Origin of the sequence: Bacillus sp. LJBS06 (assembly GCF_016924995.1) — a bacterium.
In the GTDB taxonomy this organism is placed as follows: domain Bacteria; phylum Bacillota; class Bacilli; order Bacillales; family Bacillaceae; genus Bacillus; species Bacillus stercoris.
Genome location: NZ_CP070483.1, coordinates 3599999 through 3620417, shown reverse-complemented (window position 1 = coordinate 3620417; position 20419 = coordinate 3599999). Strand labels below are relative to the sequence as shown.

The window sequence follows — 20419 nt, the reverse complement described above, 5'->3', positions numbered from 1 at the left end:
CGATGAAAAAAGAACTGAGCTTTCATGAAAAGCTGCTAAAGCTGACAAAACAGCAAAAAAAGAAAACCAATAAGCACGTATTTATTGCCATTCCGATCGTTTTTGTCCTCATGTTCGCTTTCATGTGGGCGGGAAAAGCAGAAACACCGAAGGTCAAAACATATTCTGACGACGTACTCTCCGCCTCATTTGTCGGCGATATTATGATGGGCCGCTATGTTGAAAAAGTAACGGAGCAAAAAGGGGCAGACAGTATTTTTCAATATGTTGAACCGATCTTTAAATCCTCGGATTATGTAGCAGGAAACTTTGAAAACCCGGTAACCTATCAAAAGAATTATAAACAAGCAGATAAAGAGATTCATCTGCAGACGAATAAAGAATCGGTGAAAGTATTGAAAGATATGAATTTCACGGTTCTCAACAGCGCAAACAACCACGCCATGGATTACGGCGTTCAGGGGATGAAAGATACACTAGGAGAATTTGCGAAGCAAAACCTTGATATCGTTGGAGCGGGGTACAGCTTAAGTGATGCGAAAAAGAAAATTTCGTACCAGAAAGTCAATGGGATAACGATTGCGACGCTTGGCTTTACCGATGTGTCCGGGAAAGGCTTCGCAGCTAAAAAGAATACACCTGGCGTGCTTCCCGCAGATCCTGAAATCTTCATCCCTATGATTTCAGAAGCGAAAAAATATGCGGACATCGTCGTTGTGCAGTCACACTGGGGCCAAGAGTATGACAATGATCCAAACGACCGCCAGCGCCAGCTTGCAAGAGCCATGTCCGATGCGGGAGCTGACATCATCGTCGGCCATCACCCGCACGTCTTAGAACCGATTGAAGTATATAACGGAACCGTTATTTTCTACAGTCTCGGAAACTTTGTCTTTGACCAGGGCTGGACGAGAACGAGAGACAGTGCACTTGTTCAGTATCACCTGAAGAAAAATGGAACAGGCCGCTTTGAAGTGACACCGATCGACATCCATGAAGCGACACCTGCACCTGTGAAAAAAGACAGCCTTAAACAGAAAACAATTATTCGTGAACTGACGAAAGACTCTAATTTCGCTTGGAAAGTAGAAGACGGAAAACTGACGTTTGATGTTGATCATAGTGACAAACTAAAATCTAAATAATCGGAGTGATAAAGATGAAATTTGTCAAAGCCATCTGGCCGTTTGTTGCCGTAGCCATCGTGTTCATGTTTATGTCAGCTTTTAAATTCAATGATCAGCTGACAGATCAGGAAAAACAGAAGATTGATACAGAGATGCATAAAATCCAACAGCAGGAAGAAACGGCTAGCACCAATAAATAATTCAAAAAAGAGAGTGTCTGATGAGACACTCTCTTTTTATTTGCCCAGCATACTCATTCTGTAAAAATTTCAAAAAGTTACTTAACATATTCAAAAAAATACCGATGTTAAAACTGCAAAAAGAGGAGGAGATACGAAAAGTGAACTCACTGGCAAACTGGAAGAAGTTTTTGCTTGTGGCGGTTATCATTTGTTTTTTGGTTCCCATTATGACAAAAGCGGAGATTGCGGAGGCTGATACATCATCTGAATTGATCATCAGCGAAGCAAAAAGCCTGCTTGGTTATCAGTATAAATACGGCGGTGAATCGCCGAAAGAGGGCTTCGACCCTTCAGGATTAATACAATATGTTTTCAGTAAGGCTGATATTCATCTGCCGAGATCTGTAAACGACCAGTATAAAATCGGAACAGCTGTAAAACCGGAAGACCTGAAGCCGGGTGATATTTTGTTTTTCAAGAAAGAGGGGAGCAGCGGCACTGTTCCGACACACAACGCTCTCTATATCGGAGACGGCCAAATGATTCACAGTACACAGTCAAAAGGGGTTATCATCACCAATTACAAAAAAAGCAGCTATTGGAGCGGGTCTTATATCGGGGCGAGACGAATCGCTGCCGATCCGGCAACGGCTGATGTTCCTGTCGTTCAGGAGGCTGAAAAATATATCGGCATTCCATATGTGTTTGGCGGCAGCACGCCGTCAGAGGGCTTTGATTGCTCGGGACTTGTGCAATATGTGTTTCAACAGGCACTCGGCATTTATCTGCCGCGATCAGCCGAACAGCAGTGGGCAGTGGGCGAGAAGGTAGCCCCTCAGAATATAAAGCCCGGTGATGTCGTCTATTTCAGCAATACGTATAAAACAGGTATTTCACATGCAGGCATTTATGCGGGCGCGGGCAGGTTTATCCAGGCAAGCCGATCAGAAAAAGTAACCATTTCCTATTTATCAGAGGATTACTGGAAATCGAAGATGACGGGCATTCGCCGATTTGACAACTTGACGATCCCGAAAGAAAATCCGATTGTATCCGAAGCTACGCTTTATGTCGGAGAAGTACCTTACAAACAGGGCGGAGTGTCTCCAGAGACAGGATTTGATACAGCTGGATTTGTCCAGTATGTATACCAGAAAGCAGCCGGTATTTCCCTGCCTCGATACGCAACAAGCCAGTACACAGCCGGCACTAAGATTGAGAAGGCGGACCTGAAGCCGGGAGACATTGTGTTCTTCCAATCAACAAGCTTAAATCCCGCCATCTATATCGGAAACGGACAAGTTGTTCATGTCACATTATCAAACGGCGTGACCATCACCAATATGAACACGAGCACGTATTGGAAGGATAAATACGCAGGAAGTATACGGGTGCAATAAAAAAAAGACTCCAATCCTTGGAGTCTTCAGCGTGTTGACAAACCCTCGCATTCGTTGTCAAGCCTGCGCGTCGGTGCTCACGAATTAGAATATTCGCTCCGCTCCAATGCTCGCCTTTCCTAGACTTCAAAGGTTTTCAATCACGCTGAAAAGATGACAAAATCCTAAAACTAAAGTCGTTTTAGGATTTTGTCAACAATTTAAAGACTCCAGAATCTCTGGAGTCTTTTCTTTATGCATATTGGCCGGAAAGCAGCCGGTCTATAAAGTAGGCCACACCATTTTCGTCATTGCTTTTTGTGACAAAGGTGCTTTTTTCTTTTAATTCATCAATCGCATTTTCCATGGCGATACGGTGTCCGGCGACTTCAAACATGGACAAATCGTTCGGACTGTCGCCGATCGCATAGATATCCTGTGTTTCAATTCCGTATATGTCAGCCAGCTTTGTTAACGCGCGTCCTTTTCCTGAAGAGGCCGGCAGGATTTCGATAATATGTTTTCCGGAAGAGGTTTGCGCCAGTTTGTTATGATGCTTCAGCTCTTCCTTCGCTTGTTTCAGCTTGTCCATATCAAAGGAGAAGCAAAGAAGCTTATAAATGTTTTCACCGCCCTCAAAAACAGATTCGATATGAGGGATTGGTTTAATGCCAAACTGCTTGAATTGAGTCATGGCCCCTTGCCACAATTCATCTGTCTGTTCGTTTGGATTTGCGCTCTTTAGAATGTCTAGCTCCGCGTGCAGCTTAGCTTCGCCGTCAAAAGGAGAAAGCAGATGGTCATCTGTATATACCTCAAAGTAAATGTTTTTTGACAGTAAGTAATCAGCAATCGCTTTGCCGGCTTCCTGATCCATTAATGTCCGGCTGATCAAACGGTAACCCGTGTCGTGGATCGTGCCGCCATTAGCCGCAATGATTGGGATGTCCAAGTCATCCAGCAGCGCTTTTACATCAAATGTTGCTCTTCCCGTGCAAATGGTGACGAGAATGCCGGCATCAACGGCCCGCTTGATCGCCGCTCTGTTTTCCGCAGAAATGACGCTTTCTTTATTCAACAATGTTCCATCTAAATCAATCGCAATACATTTCATATGTAGGGGGAACCTCCTTAAAAATGAAGCTGCTTCGTGTAGTATGTTCAGCTTGCCTGCGAAACATAATCCATATAAACCAAGGCTAAACGTTACTTTGAAAATTTTCAACAAGGAAATATGTAAAACGGGATGGCGTAATCGCCATCCCGTTCATTATACACCTAAATCATTTTGCAGCTCTTTTTTCACTTCCTGCAGCTTTTGCTGATCCAATTTGAAATAATAAACGCCGGCAGGTTCGTAATCATAACCCGTCAGCTGAATAGACTCAACTGATTTCAATGAAGTGATGAACGGGAACAGGCCGATGGCATCTTTAAGAGATAAGTTCATTTTTAAATTTTGCCCCATCGTATCCACAATATCATCATAAGCCGGAATTGAGCTCAATGATTTTGATTTATCTATAATAGCGCTCAGCACTTCCATTTGTCTTTGCCCGCGTAAAAGGTCACTGTCCGCTTTACGTGTTCTTACGTAAGCGAGCGCTTCTTCCCCATCAAGCGTATGTGTTCCTTTTTGAAGAACGACTTTGCCTTTTGTATCTTTTTTGATTTGCTGAATGACCTTATCGCTTTTTACTGTTACTTTGACGCCATTTAACTCGTTTACGACGTCTTCAAAAGCCGTGAAATTGCTTTCTACGACATAATCCACGGGAATATCCAGCATCTCTTCAACTGTTTTCACAGTCAGATCAACGCCGCCGTAGGCGTGAGCATGTGTGAATTTATCATACCCGTGGCCTGGGATGTTTACATAGGCGTCACGAGGAATGCTCAGCATTTTAGCTGTTTTTTCTTTCCGATTAAATGTAACCAGCACATTCGCGTCACTTCTTGCCTGATCGACGGTCTCGCCGTTTTTCTCTCTGGCATCAATCCCTAAGAGCAATACAGAAAAAGAATCCTTTCCAGGATCAAATTCTTTAATCCGTTTTACTGATTGTTCTCCGCGTGCTAGGCTGACGTGCGCTTCTTTAGAAGCATTGTTCAGCTTTACAAAAGCATAGGCGCCGACAGAGCCTGCCGCAATGACTAAGAAAGCCATTAAACCGACAACGACTTTCACCCATTTTCTCAGTTTTCTCTTTTTCTTTCTGCGCTGTGATCGTTCTTCCATATATCAATACCTCACGTTTCTTTAATATTTGAAGCGTACCATTCATTTTGCCATGGGGCAACTCCTCGAAAGACATTTTCCGATAAATATTCCTATATTTATAATTTCTTGTTTTTGAAAATTGATAACGATGATGTGCTGAATCACCTTATATTGGACGCTGGAACAGGTAAAATGTTTCGGTGACATTGAAAAAAATCCAAGTAAATGATTGGAAGACTCATGATCTACAAAATTAAAAGGTTTAATGACCGGAAAAAGAGGCTAAAAGATTTCTAAAAAAATCCCACAGACTATCTCATTGCAGCTGATGGAGAAAGGGAGTCATTTTTATGAAAAAGCAGTCAAATATATGGCTTTATTTTTTCGGAGCTCTTGGTGGCGCGTTATATGGCTATGATACCGGAGTGATTTCCGGAGCTATTTTATTTATGAAAAAGGAATTAGGATTGAATGCGTTTACAGAAGGGCTTGTTGTCAGCTCCTTACTGGTTGGGGCGATACTAGGCTCGGGAGCGGCCGGCAAGCTGACTGACCGTTTCGGAAGAAAAAAAGCAATTATGGCGGCCGCGCTGTTGTTTTGTATAGGCGGTCTTGGTGTGGCACTGGCCCCAAATACGGGAGTCATGGTGCTGTTTCGCATCATTTTGGGACTTGCAGTCGGAACATCGACAACAATCGTGCCGCTTTATTTATCTGAACTGGCGCCAAAGCATAAGCGCGGGGCGCTGTCATCACTGAATCAGCTGATGATCACGGTCGGCATCCTTCTTTCTTATATTGTCAATTACATATTTGCCGATGCTGAAGCGTGGCGCTGGATGCTTGGATTGGCTGCTGTGCCGTCACTGCTCCTGCTCATTGGCATTTTGTTTATGCCGGAGAGCCCGCGGTGGCTGTTCACGAATGGCGAAGAAAACAAAGCGAAGAAAATTCTTGAAAAGTTGCGTGGCACAACAGATATTGATCAGGAAATACATGATATAAAAGAAGCGGAAAAGCAGGATGAAGGCGGCCTGAAGGAGCTGTTCGATCCATGGGTGCGCCCAGCCCTGATTGCCGGTTTGGGATTGGCATTTTTGCAGCAATTTATCGGAACGAATACGATCATCTACTATGCGCCAAAAACCTTTACAAACGTCGGATTCGGAAACTCCGCTTCAATTTTAGGAACGGTCGGAATCGGCACAGTCAATGTTCTCATGACATTAGTAGCGATTAAAGTCATCGACAAGATCGGAAGAAAGCCGTTATTGCTATTCGGGAATGCGGGGATGGTGATCAGCTTGATCGTTCTCGCTCTAGTAAATCTCTTTTTCGGTGACACTCCGGCTGCCTCATGGACGACCGTCATTTGTTTAGGTGTGTTTATCGTTGTTTTTGCGGTCAGCTGGGGGCCGGTTGTCTGGGTGATGCTTCCTGAATTGTTCCCGCTTCACGTCAGAGGAATCGGGACGGGCGTTTCGACCTTAATGCTGCACGTTGGGACACTCATTGTTTCACTAACCTATCCAATGTTAATGGAAGCGATCGGAATCAGTTATTTATTCCTGATTTATGCTGCAATTGGTATCATGGCCTTCTTATTTGTCCGATTTAAAGTGACAGAGACAAAGGGAAAAAGCCTTGAAGAAATTGAGCAGGATTTGCGGGACAAAAACGGACAGGGAGGACAGGCCGGAAAACAGCAAACGGTCGGAACATAAAAAAAGGTGCGCGATCACGCGCACCTTTTTGATTGCTCATTTTCCAACCGAGCCAAAGTTAATGATTTTAAAAGAAATATTGTACCTAAAATCAGCTTCAGTAAATATTTCATCCCAATGCCCTTTTACTTTATTCCAGTAGTCAGGATATTGAATCCTTATATGGTCTGAGAAAAAGACTGGATCGGTTTTATACTCGTGCTGCAGTTTTTCCATCACCTGCTTTACATCTCGCTCAAGCTTTTTCTCAAAAATCTTTTCCAGCCTGTGCAAATATCTTTTGCTGAAGGAATTTTCATTCGGGTTTTGGTCTTCTGTCAGGATGCCCTTCGTTTTAACAGTAATCTGAAAGACAGGCTTTCCGTTTTCAATGACCGGCTTAATTTTCGTTTTCGATTTTTTGATCTCAAACGTAATCGGATGTCCTTTATCTGTCGTCGGCATGACACCGCCTTGGATCGTCCCCATGACCCATGTCAGTGTCTGGGTTTCATCAGCTGAAAGAAATCCAACGAGTTTATTGCTGCCTCTTTTGATAATGCCTGCTCCGTCATACTTGGCTTTTCCCTTTTCGTTTTTCACGGCTTGAATAAGATAACTGTACCCGTTCTGAGAGTAGACGGAAGCTCTTCCGATGCGCAGCGGTATCATAATCTTACCGTTATATCCGCTGTGAGTTGTCAAATCAATTAGTTTTTCTGAAGGCATTGGCTGCTGCTGATCGGGGTTTCCTTTTGTAAAGATATCAGCCGCCTTCCCTCTGGCTGCCATCAAATAGCTGCTTCGCCGCAGCTCATCATCCCGGATAAAGTGGTTGAAGACTTGGTCAACATTTTGATTCCTCATCAGTTTTTCTCCCAGAAGAATCACTTTTAAATGATCGCTGTAAACAGGAGGGTCCTTGATGGCTACATCACTGACTGCTTCCAGGATCGTCTTCCCGTGGGACGTCACATTAACGAATTCGGGTTTCCCGGATGATTGGCTGTCTTCGCTTTGGGGAAGAAGGTTTTGATACGTCAGTTTGTACTGGTGATCATCTGTCTCATCGATTGCCAGCCCTCTGGCAAAGGATAGTTTCTCGATATTTTTGACATCCCAGCACCCGCAGAGGGCCAGCAGCATAAAAAACATGACTGCGAGCTTTGTGGCTGTTTTCATTGCTGACCCCTCCCTAATTTTTTCTGTATCCAGCTTAAAAACCAGACGAAGAATGGAATTGTAATCACAATTAAGAAAGCATATCCAAGAAGTGTCCCGTAATAAAACACGTCATTCAAGTCCTTGGGATACATCGTTATGAAAAACGTCGCAGCCAGCATTGCAGTCAGCAGCCATGCATTGTTTTTATTTTTCAGATGAAAGATTTCCGTTAACCCGATATGGGCGCCTTTGAAGGATCCGAGCATACAGGCAAATTGCTGGGCTGTCCAGGTCAGCTGTAAGAACAAATCAAATCGTTCAATAAAAATACCCGGAACCTCTAATGCGTGAATAAGGGAAATGGTCGGCCATGTCACCGTTTTTGCCTCAGCCACAGTCATACAGCCAATCACAATGAGCAAAGTAATGCTGTAGAACACTGTGGAAATCGCGATGCCCAGAGCAACAGCCTTTTTCACTTGCTTCGGATCTCTCATAAAAGGGACCAGGTAAAAAATGATTTCAAATCCTGAGAAATATAATAGTGTTTTTGGGAATAAAGAGAAAAAGCTTTGATAGCCTCCTTCAAAAACCGGCCGGATAAAATCAAGCTGGAACAAGCGAAAGCTGAACATTAGAAGCATCATAAAAATAATAAGGGTAATGGGAAAAATATAAGCGTATACCTTTCCAATGGAATAAACGCCTCCGCCCACATGATAGATGGCAACTGCAAGAAATATAAACACCACAACTGCCATTGGCGTATTTTTCAACAAAAAGAAACCGACAACCTCCCCTAAAATCCGTGCTTGATAGCCGACAATCCCAATGAAATAAAGACAGATATACAAATTTAATAGAAGGCCGATGAATTTTCCAGCTACAATGCTGTTGAGCTTAAAAAGGGTTTTTCCGCTGTTTTTTTGAAGAAAAGGCAAAAAAAGCAGAACGATGATAATAAAAATAACGCCCTGGATCAGTATCATTAGCCATCCGCTCGGACTGTCGGTTTCGGCGGCTGAGCGGGGAAGGGTCAGCACCCCGGCACCGATCAATGTGCTGCTGATCATAATGAGCGTCTGCATAAATGTCAGTTTATGTTCTGATTTCCTCATAGCCATCACCTTTGTCTGATGTTATCTTCGGGATCGTTTCGTGTCGGTCTTCTTTTTAAAAACATCGTGGGAATACGGATGACCGTGTCTTTCAAATCCTGTCCAGGCTGCGCCATGATCGGGATAATGTAATCCTCGCCAAAGCTTTTCAGGCGCATTAAGTGACCGATTACAAACAGAAAGACCATAATGACGCCATACATGCCAAGTACTGCTGCGCTGATCATTGCTGCTATGCGTATCAGCCGCAGCGGAAAGTTATAAGCGTATGAAGGAACAGTAAAGGATGCCAGTGCAGTGACAGAAACGACAATGACCATAAGGGCACTGACGATTTGCGCCTGAACAGCTGCCTGCCCAATGACAACGCCGCCGATAAGGCCAATCGTCTGTCCAATCGGTTTAGGAAGCCTTAATCCGGCTTCTCGAATCAATTCGATCGTAAAGATCATGATAAAGGCCTCTACAAAAGGCGGGAATGGTACGTTAAGCCTGCTGCCTGCAATGGAAATGGCCATTCTAGTCGGCAATAGCCCGGTGTGAAAAGAAACGAGAGAAATATACAGGCCGGGCAAATAAATGGTGATCAGAACGCTGGAATAACGAAGAAGGCGTACAACTGACATTGGAAGCCAGCGCTGACTGTAATCATCGGGAGAATGAATAAATTCGTCAACCGTAGCCGGCACAATCAAAGCAAACGGCGTACCATCCACTAATATGGACACTCGTCCTTCTAACAGTGCAGCCTCTACACGATCTGGCCGTTCTGTGCTTAAAATCGTAGGGAAAATTGAAAATGGTTCATCTTCAATCAGCTGTTCAAGCGTCCCCGATTCTGGCAAATCATCTATATTGACTGATTTCAGCCTTTTAAACACTTCCTTGGTGACATAATCTGGGGCGATATCCTGAATATAAGCGACAGCGACTTTCTTTTTCGTCCTTTTTCCGAGTGTCATTTCCTTGATGATAAGGTTAGGATCACTCGTCCTTTCCCGCAAAAGCGCCGTGTTTGTCCGCAGGTTTTCAATAAACCCTACTTTAGGACCGCGTTCCACAACTTCGGAGGAGGGTTCTTCAAGACTGCGTGTTTTAACTGACTTTGTGTCAAAAGCTAATCCTCCGCGATAGCCATCAGCTAGCAAAATGGCTTGCCCTGTAAAAACGAGCTGCTCTATTTCTTTCATTGTTGAAACAACGCTATGATGAAAGCCGAAAAAAAAGGCAGATAAGTCTTCAATCGAGCATTCCTTATGGGCTAAAGCCTCTTTTTGTAAAGGAGAAATGACATATTGCGCCAGCATTTTATTCTCTGTCAGACCGTCAATATACAGTAAACACGCCTTCCGTCTGCTATCTCCGAAAGCAAATGTATAAAACATCATATCGTCGTTTTGTCCCAATGTTTTTTTCAGTGTGTCTAAATTGTTCTGGAGATCAGAGTCGATTTGCATAGTTTCTCTCCTTCATAAACAGATTGACGGTTTTTATTAATTTGTATCAAAAAAGGAGAATTATTCTTATCGAGGAAAAGGCTGAAACAAACCTTCTTTTCAACGTGATATAATAGAAAGGAAGCGTTTTCTTTGAAGGGGTCATGAAAAGATGATGCTTTGTACATATGTTGACATCTGAAAAAAGCAGCTTATACGGGCGTTTGTAAGAGGGGCGCACCGGGAAAATGATGATCAGTTATTTACAGGGGAGGGGTACGGATCATGACGCAATCACCAATTTTTCTAACGCCTGTGTGTAAAGAAAAAATCTGGGGCGGAACCGCTTTACGAGATAGATTTGGATACGGTATTCCTTCAGAATCAACGGGGGAATGCTGGGCCATTTCCGCTCATCCAAAAGGACCGAGCACTGTTGCGAATGGCCCCTATAAAGGAAAGACATTGATCGAGCTTTGGGAAGAGCACCGTGAACTATTCGGCGGCGTAGAGGGGGATCGGTTTCCGCTTCTGACAAAGCTGCTGGATGTGAAGGAAGATACGTCAATTAAAGTTCACCCTGATGATTACTATGCCGGAGAATACGAAGAGGGAGAACTCGGCAAGACGGAATGCTGGTACATTATCGACTGTAAGGAAAACGCGGAAATCATTTACGGTCATACGGCCCGCTCAAAAACCGAACTTGTCACAATGATCAACAGTGGTGACTGGGAGGGCCTGCTGCGAAGGATCAAAATTAAACCGGGTGATTTTTATTATGTGCCAAGCGGAACGCTGCACGCATTGTGCAAGGGAGCACTAGTTTTAGAGACTCAGCAAAATTCAGATGCCACATACCGGGTGTACGATTATGACCGTCTTGATAGCAACGGGAATCCGAGAGAGCTTCATTTTGCCAAAGCGGTCAATGCCGCCACAGTTCCCCATGTGGATGGGTATATAGATGAATCGACCGAATCAAGAAAAGGAATAACCATTAAAACGTTTGTTCAAGGGGAATATTTTTCGGTATATAAATGGGACATCAATGGCGAAGCTGAAATGGCTCAGGATGAATCCTTTCTGATTTGCAGCGTGACAGAAGGAAGCGGTTTGCTGATGTATGAGGGCGAAACTTGTCCGTTCAAAAAAGGCGATCACTTTATTTTGCCTGCTCAAATGCCCGATTTTACGATGAAAGGAACTTGTACGCTTATCGTATCTCATATTTAAACTTAATCTCACTTCGAGATTAAGTTTTTTTTATTAGAAAATGGAAGTGATTCACCTATAAATGAAGCATGCGCGTGCCGATAAATAAACTAGTTTTATATACTCATAGAAGAAGAAAGAGGAGAAGGAATGAAAAAGAGATTAATCGCACCTATGCTTCTATCCGCCGCGTCCCTTGCCTTTTTTGCCATGTCTGGTTCCGCCCAGGCCGCCGCGTATACCGACTACTCCATATATAAGGTAGAGCCGTCGAATACGTTCAGTACAGAAAGCCAAGCCTCACAAGCTGTCGCCAAACTGGAAAAAGATACTGGCTGGGATGCATCCTATCAGGCTTCAGGCACAACAACGACCTACCAAATTTCCGCCTCAGGCATTCATAGCGACTCAGAAGCGAAAGCAATACTGAGCGGACTCACCAAACAGACATCGATTACCGGAACGTCAAGTCCTGTCGGAAGCAAACAGCCATATGTCACCATCTCGTCAGGTGCCATTTCCGGAGAAAAACAGGCCAACACAATCCTGGCAAAGCTGAAGCAGGAGACGGGAGTAGCTGGCGCTGTAAAAGCGTACGGAGCACCTCAGCCCTATATGAATGTCATGACATCAGACATTGCTGATGAGACAAAAGTCAAGGCGCTTATCCAGAGCCTGGCTAAGCAAACGGGGATTAAAAGCTCGTATCAGCCCATCACACACTCGGTGTCTGTCACAACCATCCAGTCAGGCACAATCGTCGGAGACAGCAGAGCAGCGCAGATCAAAAGCGCCTTTCAAAAGGAATCGGGGCTGCAGGCATCATTAAAGGAAACGGTGAAAGGACAAGCCTATTATACGTTTACAACTGCCGCCATTTCAGGTGAAGCGAATGCCAAAACTCTATTGCAGCAGCTGAAACAAAGCACTGGCATCACAGGCAGCTACAAGTCAATCAATCAAAAAACAACCGTTGAGTCATACAATGTCCAATCAGCTTATTTCAAAGGCCTGAATACAGTAAAGGACGCCATCAGCCAGATCAAGAAAAACACCGGCTTATCAGGCAGTTACCAACAGGTTGGAAAAAGCACATCATATACCGTGAATATGAAGGGGATAACAAAACAGCAGCTCCAAAAAGTAGATACTTTCTTTAAAAAGAAAAAATGGCATTATACGTCATCCAGCGTCAAAAAAACAACAACGTCTGCGGCTTACCAAATCACGACAGCAAAGATGTTAGGCGAGCAGCAAGCAAACAAAGCAGCAGCCTTCTTTGCTCAGAAAAAAGTAAAAGCCACAAAAACAACAGCTGGAACTACAGCAGAAAATCAATATCAACTCATCTCAGAAGAAACATCAGACCAATCAAAAGTCACAAAGGGATTGAACTTATTAAAGAAAAATCAGCTGAGTGCTTCTGCGAAATCAGTCAAAAAACAAATAGCTGACACATTCAAGATCACAACTGAATCTCTGCTTGATCAAACGAAAGTCAATCAGGCACTCACGTTTTTCAAGTCGAATCATATATCAGCAGCAAGCCAGAAAACCGGCCAGTCGGCAGCAAGCAGCTATCAAATCACAACTGAAGCCATCATCAGCCAAGAAGACATTGACCGCGTTTTAGCATTTTTTAAACAAAACAATACCTCCGGCACAACGGCAAAAACAAGTGAAACGGCATATACACAATACAAAATCGTGACAGCCCAGCTCAGCAGCAAAACTGCATTGAACAATGGGTTAACCTATCTTAAATCGCAAGGTATAACTCCGAGCTACACAACGAAAAGCAATACGCTTTATAAAATCAGCGTAAACGAACAGTTCACAGGCAATGATACAGCTGCTGCGGCATCATCGAAGCTAAAACAATTATACGGATGGGCATCATCTATCGTGAAAGTCAAAAACGGCCCGCAAATCATGAAAACAAATTACAATCTCTCGCTTCGTGATATGGTCCAAAAACAAATGACAGTAAGTCCGCAAACAGACGGGGCGGCTTACGTATCGCTCACGTACATTAATACAGCAACATCAACCGTTACGGCTGATGCACTAAATATCCGGTCAACGCCGGAAGTCAGCCCGACGAACGTGATCGGCCAATTTAAAAAAGGCGATAAGGTAAAAATCATCGGCCAGACAAACGGCTGGGCCAAAATTAATTTAGGCTGGCGAAACGCAAGCAGTGATGAAGTGGTTCAATACGTGGACCCGAATAACTTTTCCAGAGACAGCAAATACTACTTCCAATTTCTCAAGCTGTCACAGACGGCCGGACTAAACGCTACTGAAGTCAATCAGAAAGTGCTTGCGGGTAAAGGCATCCTGACAGGGAAAGCAAAAGCATTTATCGATGCCGCCAATAAATACGGCATCAACGAGCTGTACTTAATCTCACACGCTCTCCTTGAAACAGGCAATGGAACATCTGATTTAGCCAATGGGTTAACCTATAACGGAAAAACCGTATATAACATGTACGGAATTGGCGCTTACGACAGCAACCCGAATTACTACGGAGCTAAATATGCGTACGAGCAAGGCTGGTTCACACCAGAAGCGGCCATTATCGGCGGAGCCAAATTCATAGGCTCATCGTATATTCACAACACAGCCTACAATCAGGACACACTGTACAAAATGAGATGGTCAGCTACAGCGGCACACCAATACGCAACAGACATCGGCTGGGCGTACAAACAAGTAAACCGCATGTACAGCCTGTACTCGTTGCTGGACGGTTACACACTTTACTTTGATGTTCCGGAATATCAATAAAAAAAACACCTTTTGCGGCTGCAAAAGGTGTTTTTGATTTATCTCTTAATGACTTTATTGTCTGATGGCTCTTCTTCCTGAGGGAAGACAATTTGATCAACGACACGCTCACTTGCTTTTCCATCAAGGTCATCGAAGAAATAATGAACAAATGAATCAATTTGTTCAAAGTTATACTTTTCTTCTTTAATGATCGAAATCATTTGCTCAGACGTTTTCGCAAGCGGACCAGGAATAAAGTCAAAGTAATCGTAATAGAAATCACGTTTGCGAATATAATCATCTACATCATAGCTGAAGAAGATCATTGGTTTATTTAATAAAGCATACTCAAAGCAAACAGAAGAGTAATCCGTTATCAGAACATCTGTTATGAGCAATAGCTCGTTAATTTCCCTAAACGAAGAAAAATCATAAAAGAAATCGCTGTACTGATAAGGAATATTGGCATCGTTCCGTACGAAGGGATGAATTTTGAACAAGAAGATATATTCATCCTTTAACTCACGATACAGACGGTCAAAATCAAGCACTTCAAAAGGATAATGGGCTGATTGCTGACCGTTTCCGCGGAAGGTAGGTGCAAAAAGAATGACCTTTTTGTCCTTCAGAAACGGATATTCCGTATAAAGACGTTCTTTTACAAATGCCTTCTTCGCTTCATCAAAGAAAAAGTCTGTTCGCGGTACGCCCGTAGCAATAACGTTCTCAATGTCTACGCCAAAGCCCTCTGCGTAGTGCTTCCGTATATTTTCAGAACTGACAATAACCTTCGTGTAGTTTCTATGGTTTTTCGAATGCGGCGACGGTCCTCCCGGCAGCCCGATTCGGCTGTAGCCGAATGTCTTAAAGGCGCCGACAGCATGCCACAGCTGGACAAGGTCTGCATTTTTACGGATTTTTAACGGATAAATAATCGGATAAAAATCGTCTATAAAAATGATTTTGCTTGTCGCAAAATGATAAGCCATAGACATCAGTTCAGACAGGCTTTTTCTATCTCGGATGCTGCTCTTTAAGAAAAATTTGAAATCAAAGTTTTCTTCACGTTTCAGCAGTTCTTCATAAACAAATTCGAAGTTTCCTGTCATATCAAGCCGGCTGTCAGAAGCAAAGACAATTTTATTAGACTTAATTGGGAGCAGCCGGAACACATCGTATGCAAAATGGAACAAGCTTGTATTCAGCTTGCGCAAAAAGCGGTTTGCCTCTTTTCCAGTATCCAGCTCCAAAAGGCTCGGATCAATTTCCTGCAGTTTGTTGCAAGACAGATTAATCGTCTTTTCGCCCTCATCATAATTAACGATCAAATTGAACTTCATCAGCTTTTTAGCAGAATGAAATTCCATTTTGGTGGCATACACATCATTAGAGAGGAAATTGCTGACGTTTCCAACTGTATGCACTTCCTGATGTTTTATATTTTGGTCATCTACAGCTTCAATTTCGAGAAACAGCTTATACTCGCCCTGCGGAAGAGGCTTGTCATTCATCAGCTTAGAAAAGTTAATCTGCTGTGAAAATCCTGCCCACTTATAGGCTCCAGGCACATTTGAAGTATCAATTGACAGCTTATCTACCGGAACATCCCGCAGTGAAATAGCTGTAAATAAAACACCGTTATTCACCAATAATAAACGTTTTCGAACCTGATCCTCTTTTTGAAGCGGCAGGCCCTTGATATACATATAACCCGCAATTTTTAGAATTGACCCATTCCAAGAAAACTCAGAAATCTTCCGGACAGGGACTTGCTGGTTTTCTTCAATTCGCTTCGTTTTATCAAAAAGAGAAAAAACCCTATTATCAGCTGGATGGACAATGACAGCTGCATTTTCTTTTTGCGTTTTCCTTTTTGATCTGAAAAGTCTGTTCTTAATCTTTCTTGCCAGCTTCACTTTGTACCTCACTTTCTCCTAATCGGCACCAGATGTTAAAAATGATGAAATAAAATCGGCCACCCGCTCTGAAGATTTGCCGTCCTGATGGGTGATAAATGTCTGTGAAAAATCTTCAATCCGTTTTGTATCAGCCTCATGATCACTCTCGATATCATGTACAAGCGATGGAACATCTTTCGAGATCGGCCCGGGTACAAACGATTCAAAGGGATAGTAGAAATCACGTTCTTCCAAGTAGTCTTCTAAATCCGGGCAGTAAAAATACATCGGACGTTTCAGCAGGCTATATTCGAAAATAACTGAAGAATAATCCGTTATCAGCCCATCAGAGATTGCCATTAAATCGTACAAAGAGTACGAATCAGTTAAATCCAGCACAAAATCATCCTCTTCCGTGTGCGCATGCTTGCGCATATACGGATGAAGATGGAGGATCACGACATAATCTTTATGGTTTAGCGCCGATTTTAATTGTATCAGATCAAGCGGTATAGCGTCACCCTCTTGATGATGTCCGCTGCCTCGAAAAGTAGGAGCATACAAAAGCTTTTTTTTATGCTTAAGTTCCGGATAAGCCCGATGAAACTCATCCAGTACAGTGCGCATATGTTCCTTATGATAAAAATAATCCGTCCTTGGAATGCCGAGCGGCAAAATCTGCTTTTGCTCCATTTGAAAGGCTTCGGCAAAATGCGGCACGGCAGCGGGTGCACTGACTATGGCATAATCATAGTTAGAATGCACAGGAACAATCTTCAAATAATCAGAAGAAGGGCCGAACGGCTTGTTCACAATACTGTAGCCGAATTTTTTAAACGCGCCGCAAGCATGCCAAAGCTGGATGGAAACCGTTTCCTTTCGTTTTGGCACAACATACAAAGGAAAATAATAATCATCCAACAATAGCACGCGGCATGTTGCAAGGTGATATAACGAGCTGAAAAGATGAAGCAAATATGCAGCTCGTCCGATCAGTCCCTTATCCATCTTCCGGAACAGCAGGGTGATGCGAAGAGACGGATCTTGCTTCAGCTTTTCATAAACACCTTTAAAATTATCACTTAAATGATCCTCACGATAGGAAGCTATGACAATTTTGTTGTGCTGTACTGGTAATAAAGCGCTCAATAGTTTATAAGCAGTGCCGAATACTCCTTTTACAATTCGCGTAAGGAATGTTTTCACTGTTTAAATTTCCCATTCGATAACAGTTTTTCCCCAAGATGAAGTCAAATCTGCTTCAAACGCGTTTGTAATTTCCTCAATACTGCGTACCGGGAAGCGTCCGCCAACTAATGTTTCTAAATAATCAACGACTTCAGGGTATTGAGCTAAAAAGTCTACAGTACGGGCAAAATCCTCGCGTCCGCTGCGGCTGCTGCCGATCAGCGTAATTCCTTTTTCAAGCACCATTCTTGTTTCAATTTCAACAGGGTATTCAGACACGCCCAGGAGCGCTACACACGCTTCAGGATGAACATGGGCAATGATCTGTTCAATGGCGCTTTCGCTGCCGCGACCGCCCACGCATTCAAAGGCATGATCGATTCTGACATCTTCAGGAATGTCGTTAATTTGATAAGCCGCATCAACAAAAGAAAAATGATCAAGCTTGTAAGGTGTTTTTCCGAAAATAAACACCTTGCTGTCCGGATATTTCTTCTTCAGGAGAAGGGTCATGATAAATCCGAGGTTTCCGTCTCCCCAGACACCGAATGTGTCACGTTTCTTATGCGCCATGCGTTCAAAGCGTGAAAGCGCGTGAACTGCAATTGTAATAAGCTCAGTAAAGGCTGCGACATGCGGATTAATGCTGTCTGGAAGTTCAACGAGCCGATCAGGCGCCATAAACATGTAATCCTGCATAAATCCATCATAACCGCTTGAACGGAATCTGCTGGAACGCAGGTAATTCTCTGCGATCACTTCATGCTCTTCAACCGGTGTATTTGGCACCATAACAACCCGGGTTCCGACTTTAAATGTGCCTGTCGGATCAAACATGACTTTTCCGATGCCTTCATGGATCAGAGCCATCGGCAGTTTTTTGTCCATCGCTTCTTTGCCGCGTGAGCCAGTATAATAACGCTGGTCTGCAGCGCAGATGGATAAATGGGTAGGACGGACGACGACTTTATCTGAATGGACAACTTTATCTTTATATGTCACTTCAAATTGTCGGGCAGAAACTAAACGATATGTTTGATTAATCATTGTGAAATTCGCTCCTGTAAAATGGCATTAGCCACTTTTAAGTCATATGGTGTCGTTACTTTAATATTAAAGACTTCACCGCGGACAAGCTTCACTTTTTCACCTGCTAACGAGCAGATCTTGCAAGCGTCAGTCAGGACAGCTTTTTGCTCATCGGACAGTTTATTATAAAGCTCGACCAATTTGCTGATCCGGAAGCTTTGCGGTGTTTGCCCCTGATACATGTTATCGCGAACAGGAATATCAGAAATGAATTCCTGGTCTTCTGAGGCGATAATTGTATCGATGGCTGAGATTACAGTATCAACAGCGCCGTATTGAAGAACAGCATCAATGTTTTCGTCAATAATGCGATGAGTCAGAAACGGACGCACAGAGTCGTGAGTGATGATCACGTCATCTTCTTGTATGCCGAATTCTTTTTCAATATAGCGGATACCGCTCATAATGGATTCATTACGGTCGCTGCCGCCTTCAACGACAATCAGGCGATCATCCTGCCCGATAAATTTCTTTAAAATATCTTTTGTATGGTTAATCCACTCTTTAGGGGAAACGATTAAAATCTTATCGAAACGGTCATTTAATAAAAACTTTTCAACCGTATGAATGATAATTGGGCGTTTATTTAAAGGCAAAAACTGTTTTGGCATATTGACGTTCCCCATGCGGGAACCTTTTCCACCGGCTAGAATTTCAGCATAAATCATAAAATGACTCCTTCCTTACTACAACTCATAATGTTTTATAAAAGGTTTTCATATTATTTGCAATACCGATCTCTATTATATATAAAGATCAGCATGATTTCTCATTTACATAGCTTAAAAGCTGCTTACTGGCATTCCCTCTCGAGTACAGGTTCCATTCACGTGAAAAGCGCTCCACTTCAGATTGAAGCTTGTCCATATCTTTCAGCTGGTCCAAGAGCATGCCTGAATCACGGCAAGGAACCCCGGGTATTATCTCTGTATAATGGTGAATTAAACCACGAGTTCTGTTGTAAGCCTCCATATCATACGTATAAAATAAAATGGGTTTGTCCAGCAGAGCAAATTCAAAAGGGACAGAAGAATAATCTGATATTAACAGATCACTCATTTTTAAAAGGTCTGCAAGCGGGAGGTCTGAAACGTCTTTTATCCACGCACTATCCCCAGGCAATTCAGCAGATTGCTTCATAACAGGATGCAGTTTTACTGCAAGTAAATATTGTCCATTTAAATCATGCCGCAGCTGTTTTTCTGAAAACGGCAGCGAAAAGCTTTCAAACTGATGATCCCTAAAGGTTGGCGCATACAGGATGATTTTTTTCTCTGCCGGCAGATGATATTTGTTTTTAAGGTCATGGCTGTTTTCCTTCACCTCATAGTAAGCATCGGTTAAAGGCACGCCAAACCGAAGAAATTTATCATCTTTTATATCGAAAAATTCCTTGAAAATGTCTGCCATATGTTCAGAACCGACGACAATCCGGTCAAATGAAGCATATACTTTGCGAAACCGTCTTACGTCAGCACGCGAACGATTCTGAGTGTTGATATCCTTTAACCCAAAACGCTTAAACGCTCCGTTTGCATGCCAAACTTGGATACACTCGATATCAGATCTGCAGGTCAAAACGGTTGTCAAAACAAAATAGTTATCAACAATTACAGCTTTACTGCTCAGCATAGAAAAGACCGCTTTACATATATGAAGCGGGTGTTTTTCGTTAATAACGGAAACAGTAAGCTCAGGAAATTCTGTTTCCAGCGATTTGGCATGCTGGGTCAGAAGGACATGAATGGGAAATGAATAGTGTCCCATCTGATATTCCTTTAATATTGCCCGGGCATTATCAGGAAAGGATACAAGAAGGGTCACTTGCCTTCCTGCTTTAACCCAAAACAGCAATGCGCCGATGATTTTGATGAACAAATAATAAAAAAAAGCAAACCAGGATTTCAATCTGTCATCAGCTCAA

The 20419-nt window shown here is 43.1% G+C and carries 16 protein-coding genes; 6 read left to right on the top strand and 10 right to left on the bottom strand.

Annotation, left to right across the window (positions count from 1 at the left end; genetic code table 11):
* The first annotated feature begins 2 nt into the window (after window positions 1–2).
* The 3 genes from pgsA (at window position 3) to pgdS (ending at window position 2709) form a co-directional block, all read left to right on the top strand.
* A complete protein-coding gene (gene pgsA / locus JQX68_RS18355) occupies window positions 3–1145 on the top strand; it encodes a capsular polyglutamate synthetase PgsA (protein ID WP_069150442.1) in 1143 nt (380 codons plus the stop codon).
* Window positions 1146–1159: 14 nt separating this feature from the next.
* On the top strand, window positions 1160–1327 hold the full coding sequence (gene edmS, locus JQX68_RS18350) for an extrachromosomal elements maintenance protein EdmS (RefSeq protein ID WP_014665607.1): 168 nt from the start codon (window positions 1160–1162) through the stop codon (window positions 1325–1327).
* A 140-nt stretch (window positions 1328–1467) separates the two neighbouring features.
* Window positions 1468–2709: a gamma-DL-glutamyl hydrolase gene (pgdS, locus tag JQX68_RS18345; RefSeq protein WP_147772610.1), complete on the top strand. Its 1242-nt coding sequence runs from the start codon at window positions 1468–1470 to the stop codon at window positions 2707–2709.
* Between the two features lie 232 nt (window positions 2710–2941).
* On the opposite strand, the gene ywtE is transcribed toward pgdS, so the two are convergent.
* Window positions 2942–3802, bottom strand: a complete 861-nt coding sequence (gene ywtE, locus JQX68_RS18340; protein ID WP_147772609.1) for a 5-amino-6-(5-phospho-D-ribitylamino)uracil phosphatase YwtE — start codon at window positions 3800–3802, stop codon at window positions 2942–2944.
* A 156-nt stretch (window positions 3803–3958) separates the two neighbouring features.
* Window positions 3959–4927 (bottom strand): polyisoprenyl-teichoic acid--peptidoglycan teichoic acid transferase TagT, encoded by a 969-nt coding sequence (tagT, locus tag JQX68_RS18335; protein ID WP_014665604.1) that lies wholly within the window; start codon window positions 4925–4927, stop codon window positions 3959–3961.
* 332 nt (window positions 4928–5259) lie between these two features.
* Between tagT and JQX68_RS18330 the strand changes: the two genes are divergently transcribed.
* Window positions 5260–6633, top strand: a complete 1374-nt coding sequence (locus JQX68_RS18330) for a sugar porter family MFS transporter (protein ID WP_040081624.1) — start codon at window positions 5260–5262, stop codon at window positions 6631–6633.
* Window positions 6634–6669: 36 nt separating this feature from the next.
* Here the strand turns inward: JQX68_RS18330 and JQX68_RS18325 are convergent, their stop codons facing one another.
* The 3 genes from JQX68_RS18325 to gerBA are packed head-to-tail and all read right to left on the bottom strand — an operon-like array spanning window position 6670 to window position 10351.
* Window positions 6670–7794 (bottom strand): spore germination protein GerBC, encoded by a 1125-nt coding sequence (locus JQX68_RS18325; protein ID WP_147772608.1) that lies wholly within the window; start codon window positions 7792–7794, stop codon window positions 6670–6672.
* Window positions 7791–8894 (bottom strand): spore germination protein GerBB, encoded by a 1104-nt coding sequence (gene gerBB, locus JQX68_RS18320; RefSeq protein WP_147772607.1) that lies wholly within the window; start codon window positions 8892–8894, stop codon window positions 7791–7793. The genes JQX68_RS18325 and gerBB overlap by 4 nt, the downstream gene beginning before the upstream one ends.
* A gap of 5 nt (window positions 8895–8899) precedes the next feature.
* Window positions 8900–10351 (bottom strand): spore germination protein GerBA, encoded by a 1452-nt coding sequence (gene gerBA / locus JQX68_RS18315; protein ID WP_040081628.1) that lies wholly within the window; start codon window positions 10349–10351, stop codon window positions 8900–8902.
* A gap of 264 nt (window positions 10352–10615) precedes the next feature.
* Here gerBA and manA point away from each other — a divergent pair, with 264 nt between their 5' ends.
* Complete coding sequence (gene manA / locus JQX68_RS18310) at window positions 10616–11566, top strand: mannose-6-phosphate isomerase, class I (RefSeq protein WP_014665598.1); 951 nt, start codon at window positions 10616–10618, stop codon at window positions 11564–11566.
* Window positions 11567–11695: 129 nt separating this feature from the next.
* The gene (gene lytD, locus JQX68_RS18305; protein WP_147772606.1) at window positions 11696–14338 is read left to right on the top strand and encodes a beta-N-acetylglucosaminidase LytD; all 2643 of its coding nucleotides are present in this window, start codon (window positions 11696–11698) and stop codon (window positions 14336–14338) included.
* A gap of 38 nt (window positions 14339–14376) precedes the next feature.
* Here the strand turns inward: lytD and JQX68_RS18300 are convergent, their stop codons facing one another.
* The 5 genes from JQX68_RS18300 to JQX68_RS18280 form a co-directional block, all read right to left on the bottom strand.
* A complete protein-coding gene (locus JQX68_RS18300) occupies window positions 14377–16236 on the bottom strand; it encodes a CDP-glycerol glycerophosphotransferase family protein (RefSeq protein WP_205440650.1) in 1860 nt (619 codons plus the stop codon).
* 18 nt (window positions 16237–16254) lie between these two features.
* Window positions 16255–17424 (bottom strand): CDP-glycerol glycerophosphotransferase family protein, encoded by a 1170-nt coding sequence (locus tag JQX68_RS18295; protein WP_014665595.1) that lies wholly within the window; start codon window positions 17422–17424, stop codon window positions 16255–16257.
* A gap of 3 nt (window positions 17425–17427) precedes the next feature.
* Window positions 17428–18453 (bottom strand): ribitol-5-phosphate dehydrogenase, encoded by a 1026-nt coding sequence (locus JQX68_RS18290; protein ID WP_003235523.1) that lies wholly within the window; start codon window positions 18451–18453, stop codon window positions 17428–17430.
* Entirely contained in the window at window positions 18450–19163 is a 714-nt protein-coding gene (locus tag JQX68_RS18285; protein ID WP_071577583.1) for an IspD/TarI family cytidylyltransferase, read from the bottom strand. Before JQX68_RS18285 ends, JQX68_RS18290 begins: the two co-directional genes overlap by 4 nt.
* An 88-nt stretch (window positions 19164–19251) precedes the next feature.
* Window positions 19252–20403: a CDP-glycerol glycerophosphotransferase family protein gene (locus tag JQX68_RS18280; RefSeq protein WP_147772604.1), complete on the bottom strand. Its 1152-nt coding sequence runs from the start codon at window positions 20401–20403 to the stop codon at window positions 19252–19254.
* Window positions 20404–20419: the final 16 nt, after the last annotated feature.

Excerpts from the sequence above, each read along its gene's own strand:
- gerBB (WP_147772607.1), bottom strand. The coding sequence starts at position 8,894 with ATGAGGAAATCAGAACATAAACTGACATTTATGCAGACGCTCATTATG.
- pgsA (WP_069150442.1), top strand. The coding sequence starts at position 3 with ATGAAAAAAGAACTGAGCTTTCATGAAAAGCTGCTAAAGCTGACAAAA.
- lytD (WP_147772606.1), top strand. The coding sequence starts at position 11,696 with ATGAAAAAGAGATTAATCGCACCTATGCTTCTATCCGCCGCGTCCCTT.
- JQX68_RS18325 (WP_147772608.1), bottom strand. The coding sequence starts at position 7,794 with ATGAAAACAGCCACAAAGCTCGCAGTCATGTTTTTTATGCTGCTGGCC.
- gerBA (WP_040081628.1), bottom strand. The coding sequence starts at position 10,351 with ATGCAAATCGACTCTGATCTCCAGAACAATTTAGACACACTGAAAAAA.
- tagT (WP_014665604.1), bottom strand. The coding sequence starts at position 4,927 with ATGGAAGAACGATCACAGCGCAGAAAGAAAAAGAGAAAACTGAGAAAA.
- JQX68_RS18290 (WP_003235523.1), bottom strand. The coding sequence starts at position 18,453 with ATGATTAATCAAACATATCGTTTAGTTTCTGCCCGACAATTTGAAGTG.
- ywtE (WP_147772609.1), bottom strand. The coding sequence starts at position 3,802 with ATGAAATGTATTGCGATTGATTTAGATGGAACATTGTTGAATAAAGAA.
- JQX68_RS18330 (WP_040081624.1), top strand. The coding sequence starts at position 5,260 with ATGAAAAAGCAGTCAAATATATGGCTTTATTTTTTCGGAGCTCTTGGT.
- manA (WP_014665598.1), top strand. The coding sequence starts at position 10,616 with ATGACGCAATCACCAATTTTTCTAACGCCTGTGTGTAAAGAAAAAATC.
- edmS (WP_014665607.1), top strand. The coding sequence starts at position 1,160 with ATGAAATTTGTCAAAGCCATCTGGCCGTTTGTTGCCGTAGCCATCGTG.
- JQX68_RS18285 (WP_071577583.1), bottom strand. The coding sequence starts at position 19,163 with ATGATTTATGCTGAAATTCTAGCCGGTGGAAAAGGTTCCCGCATGGGG.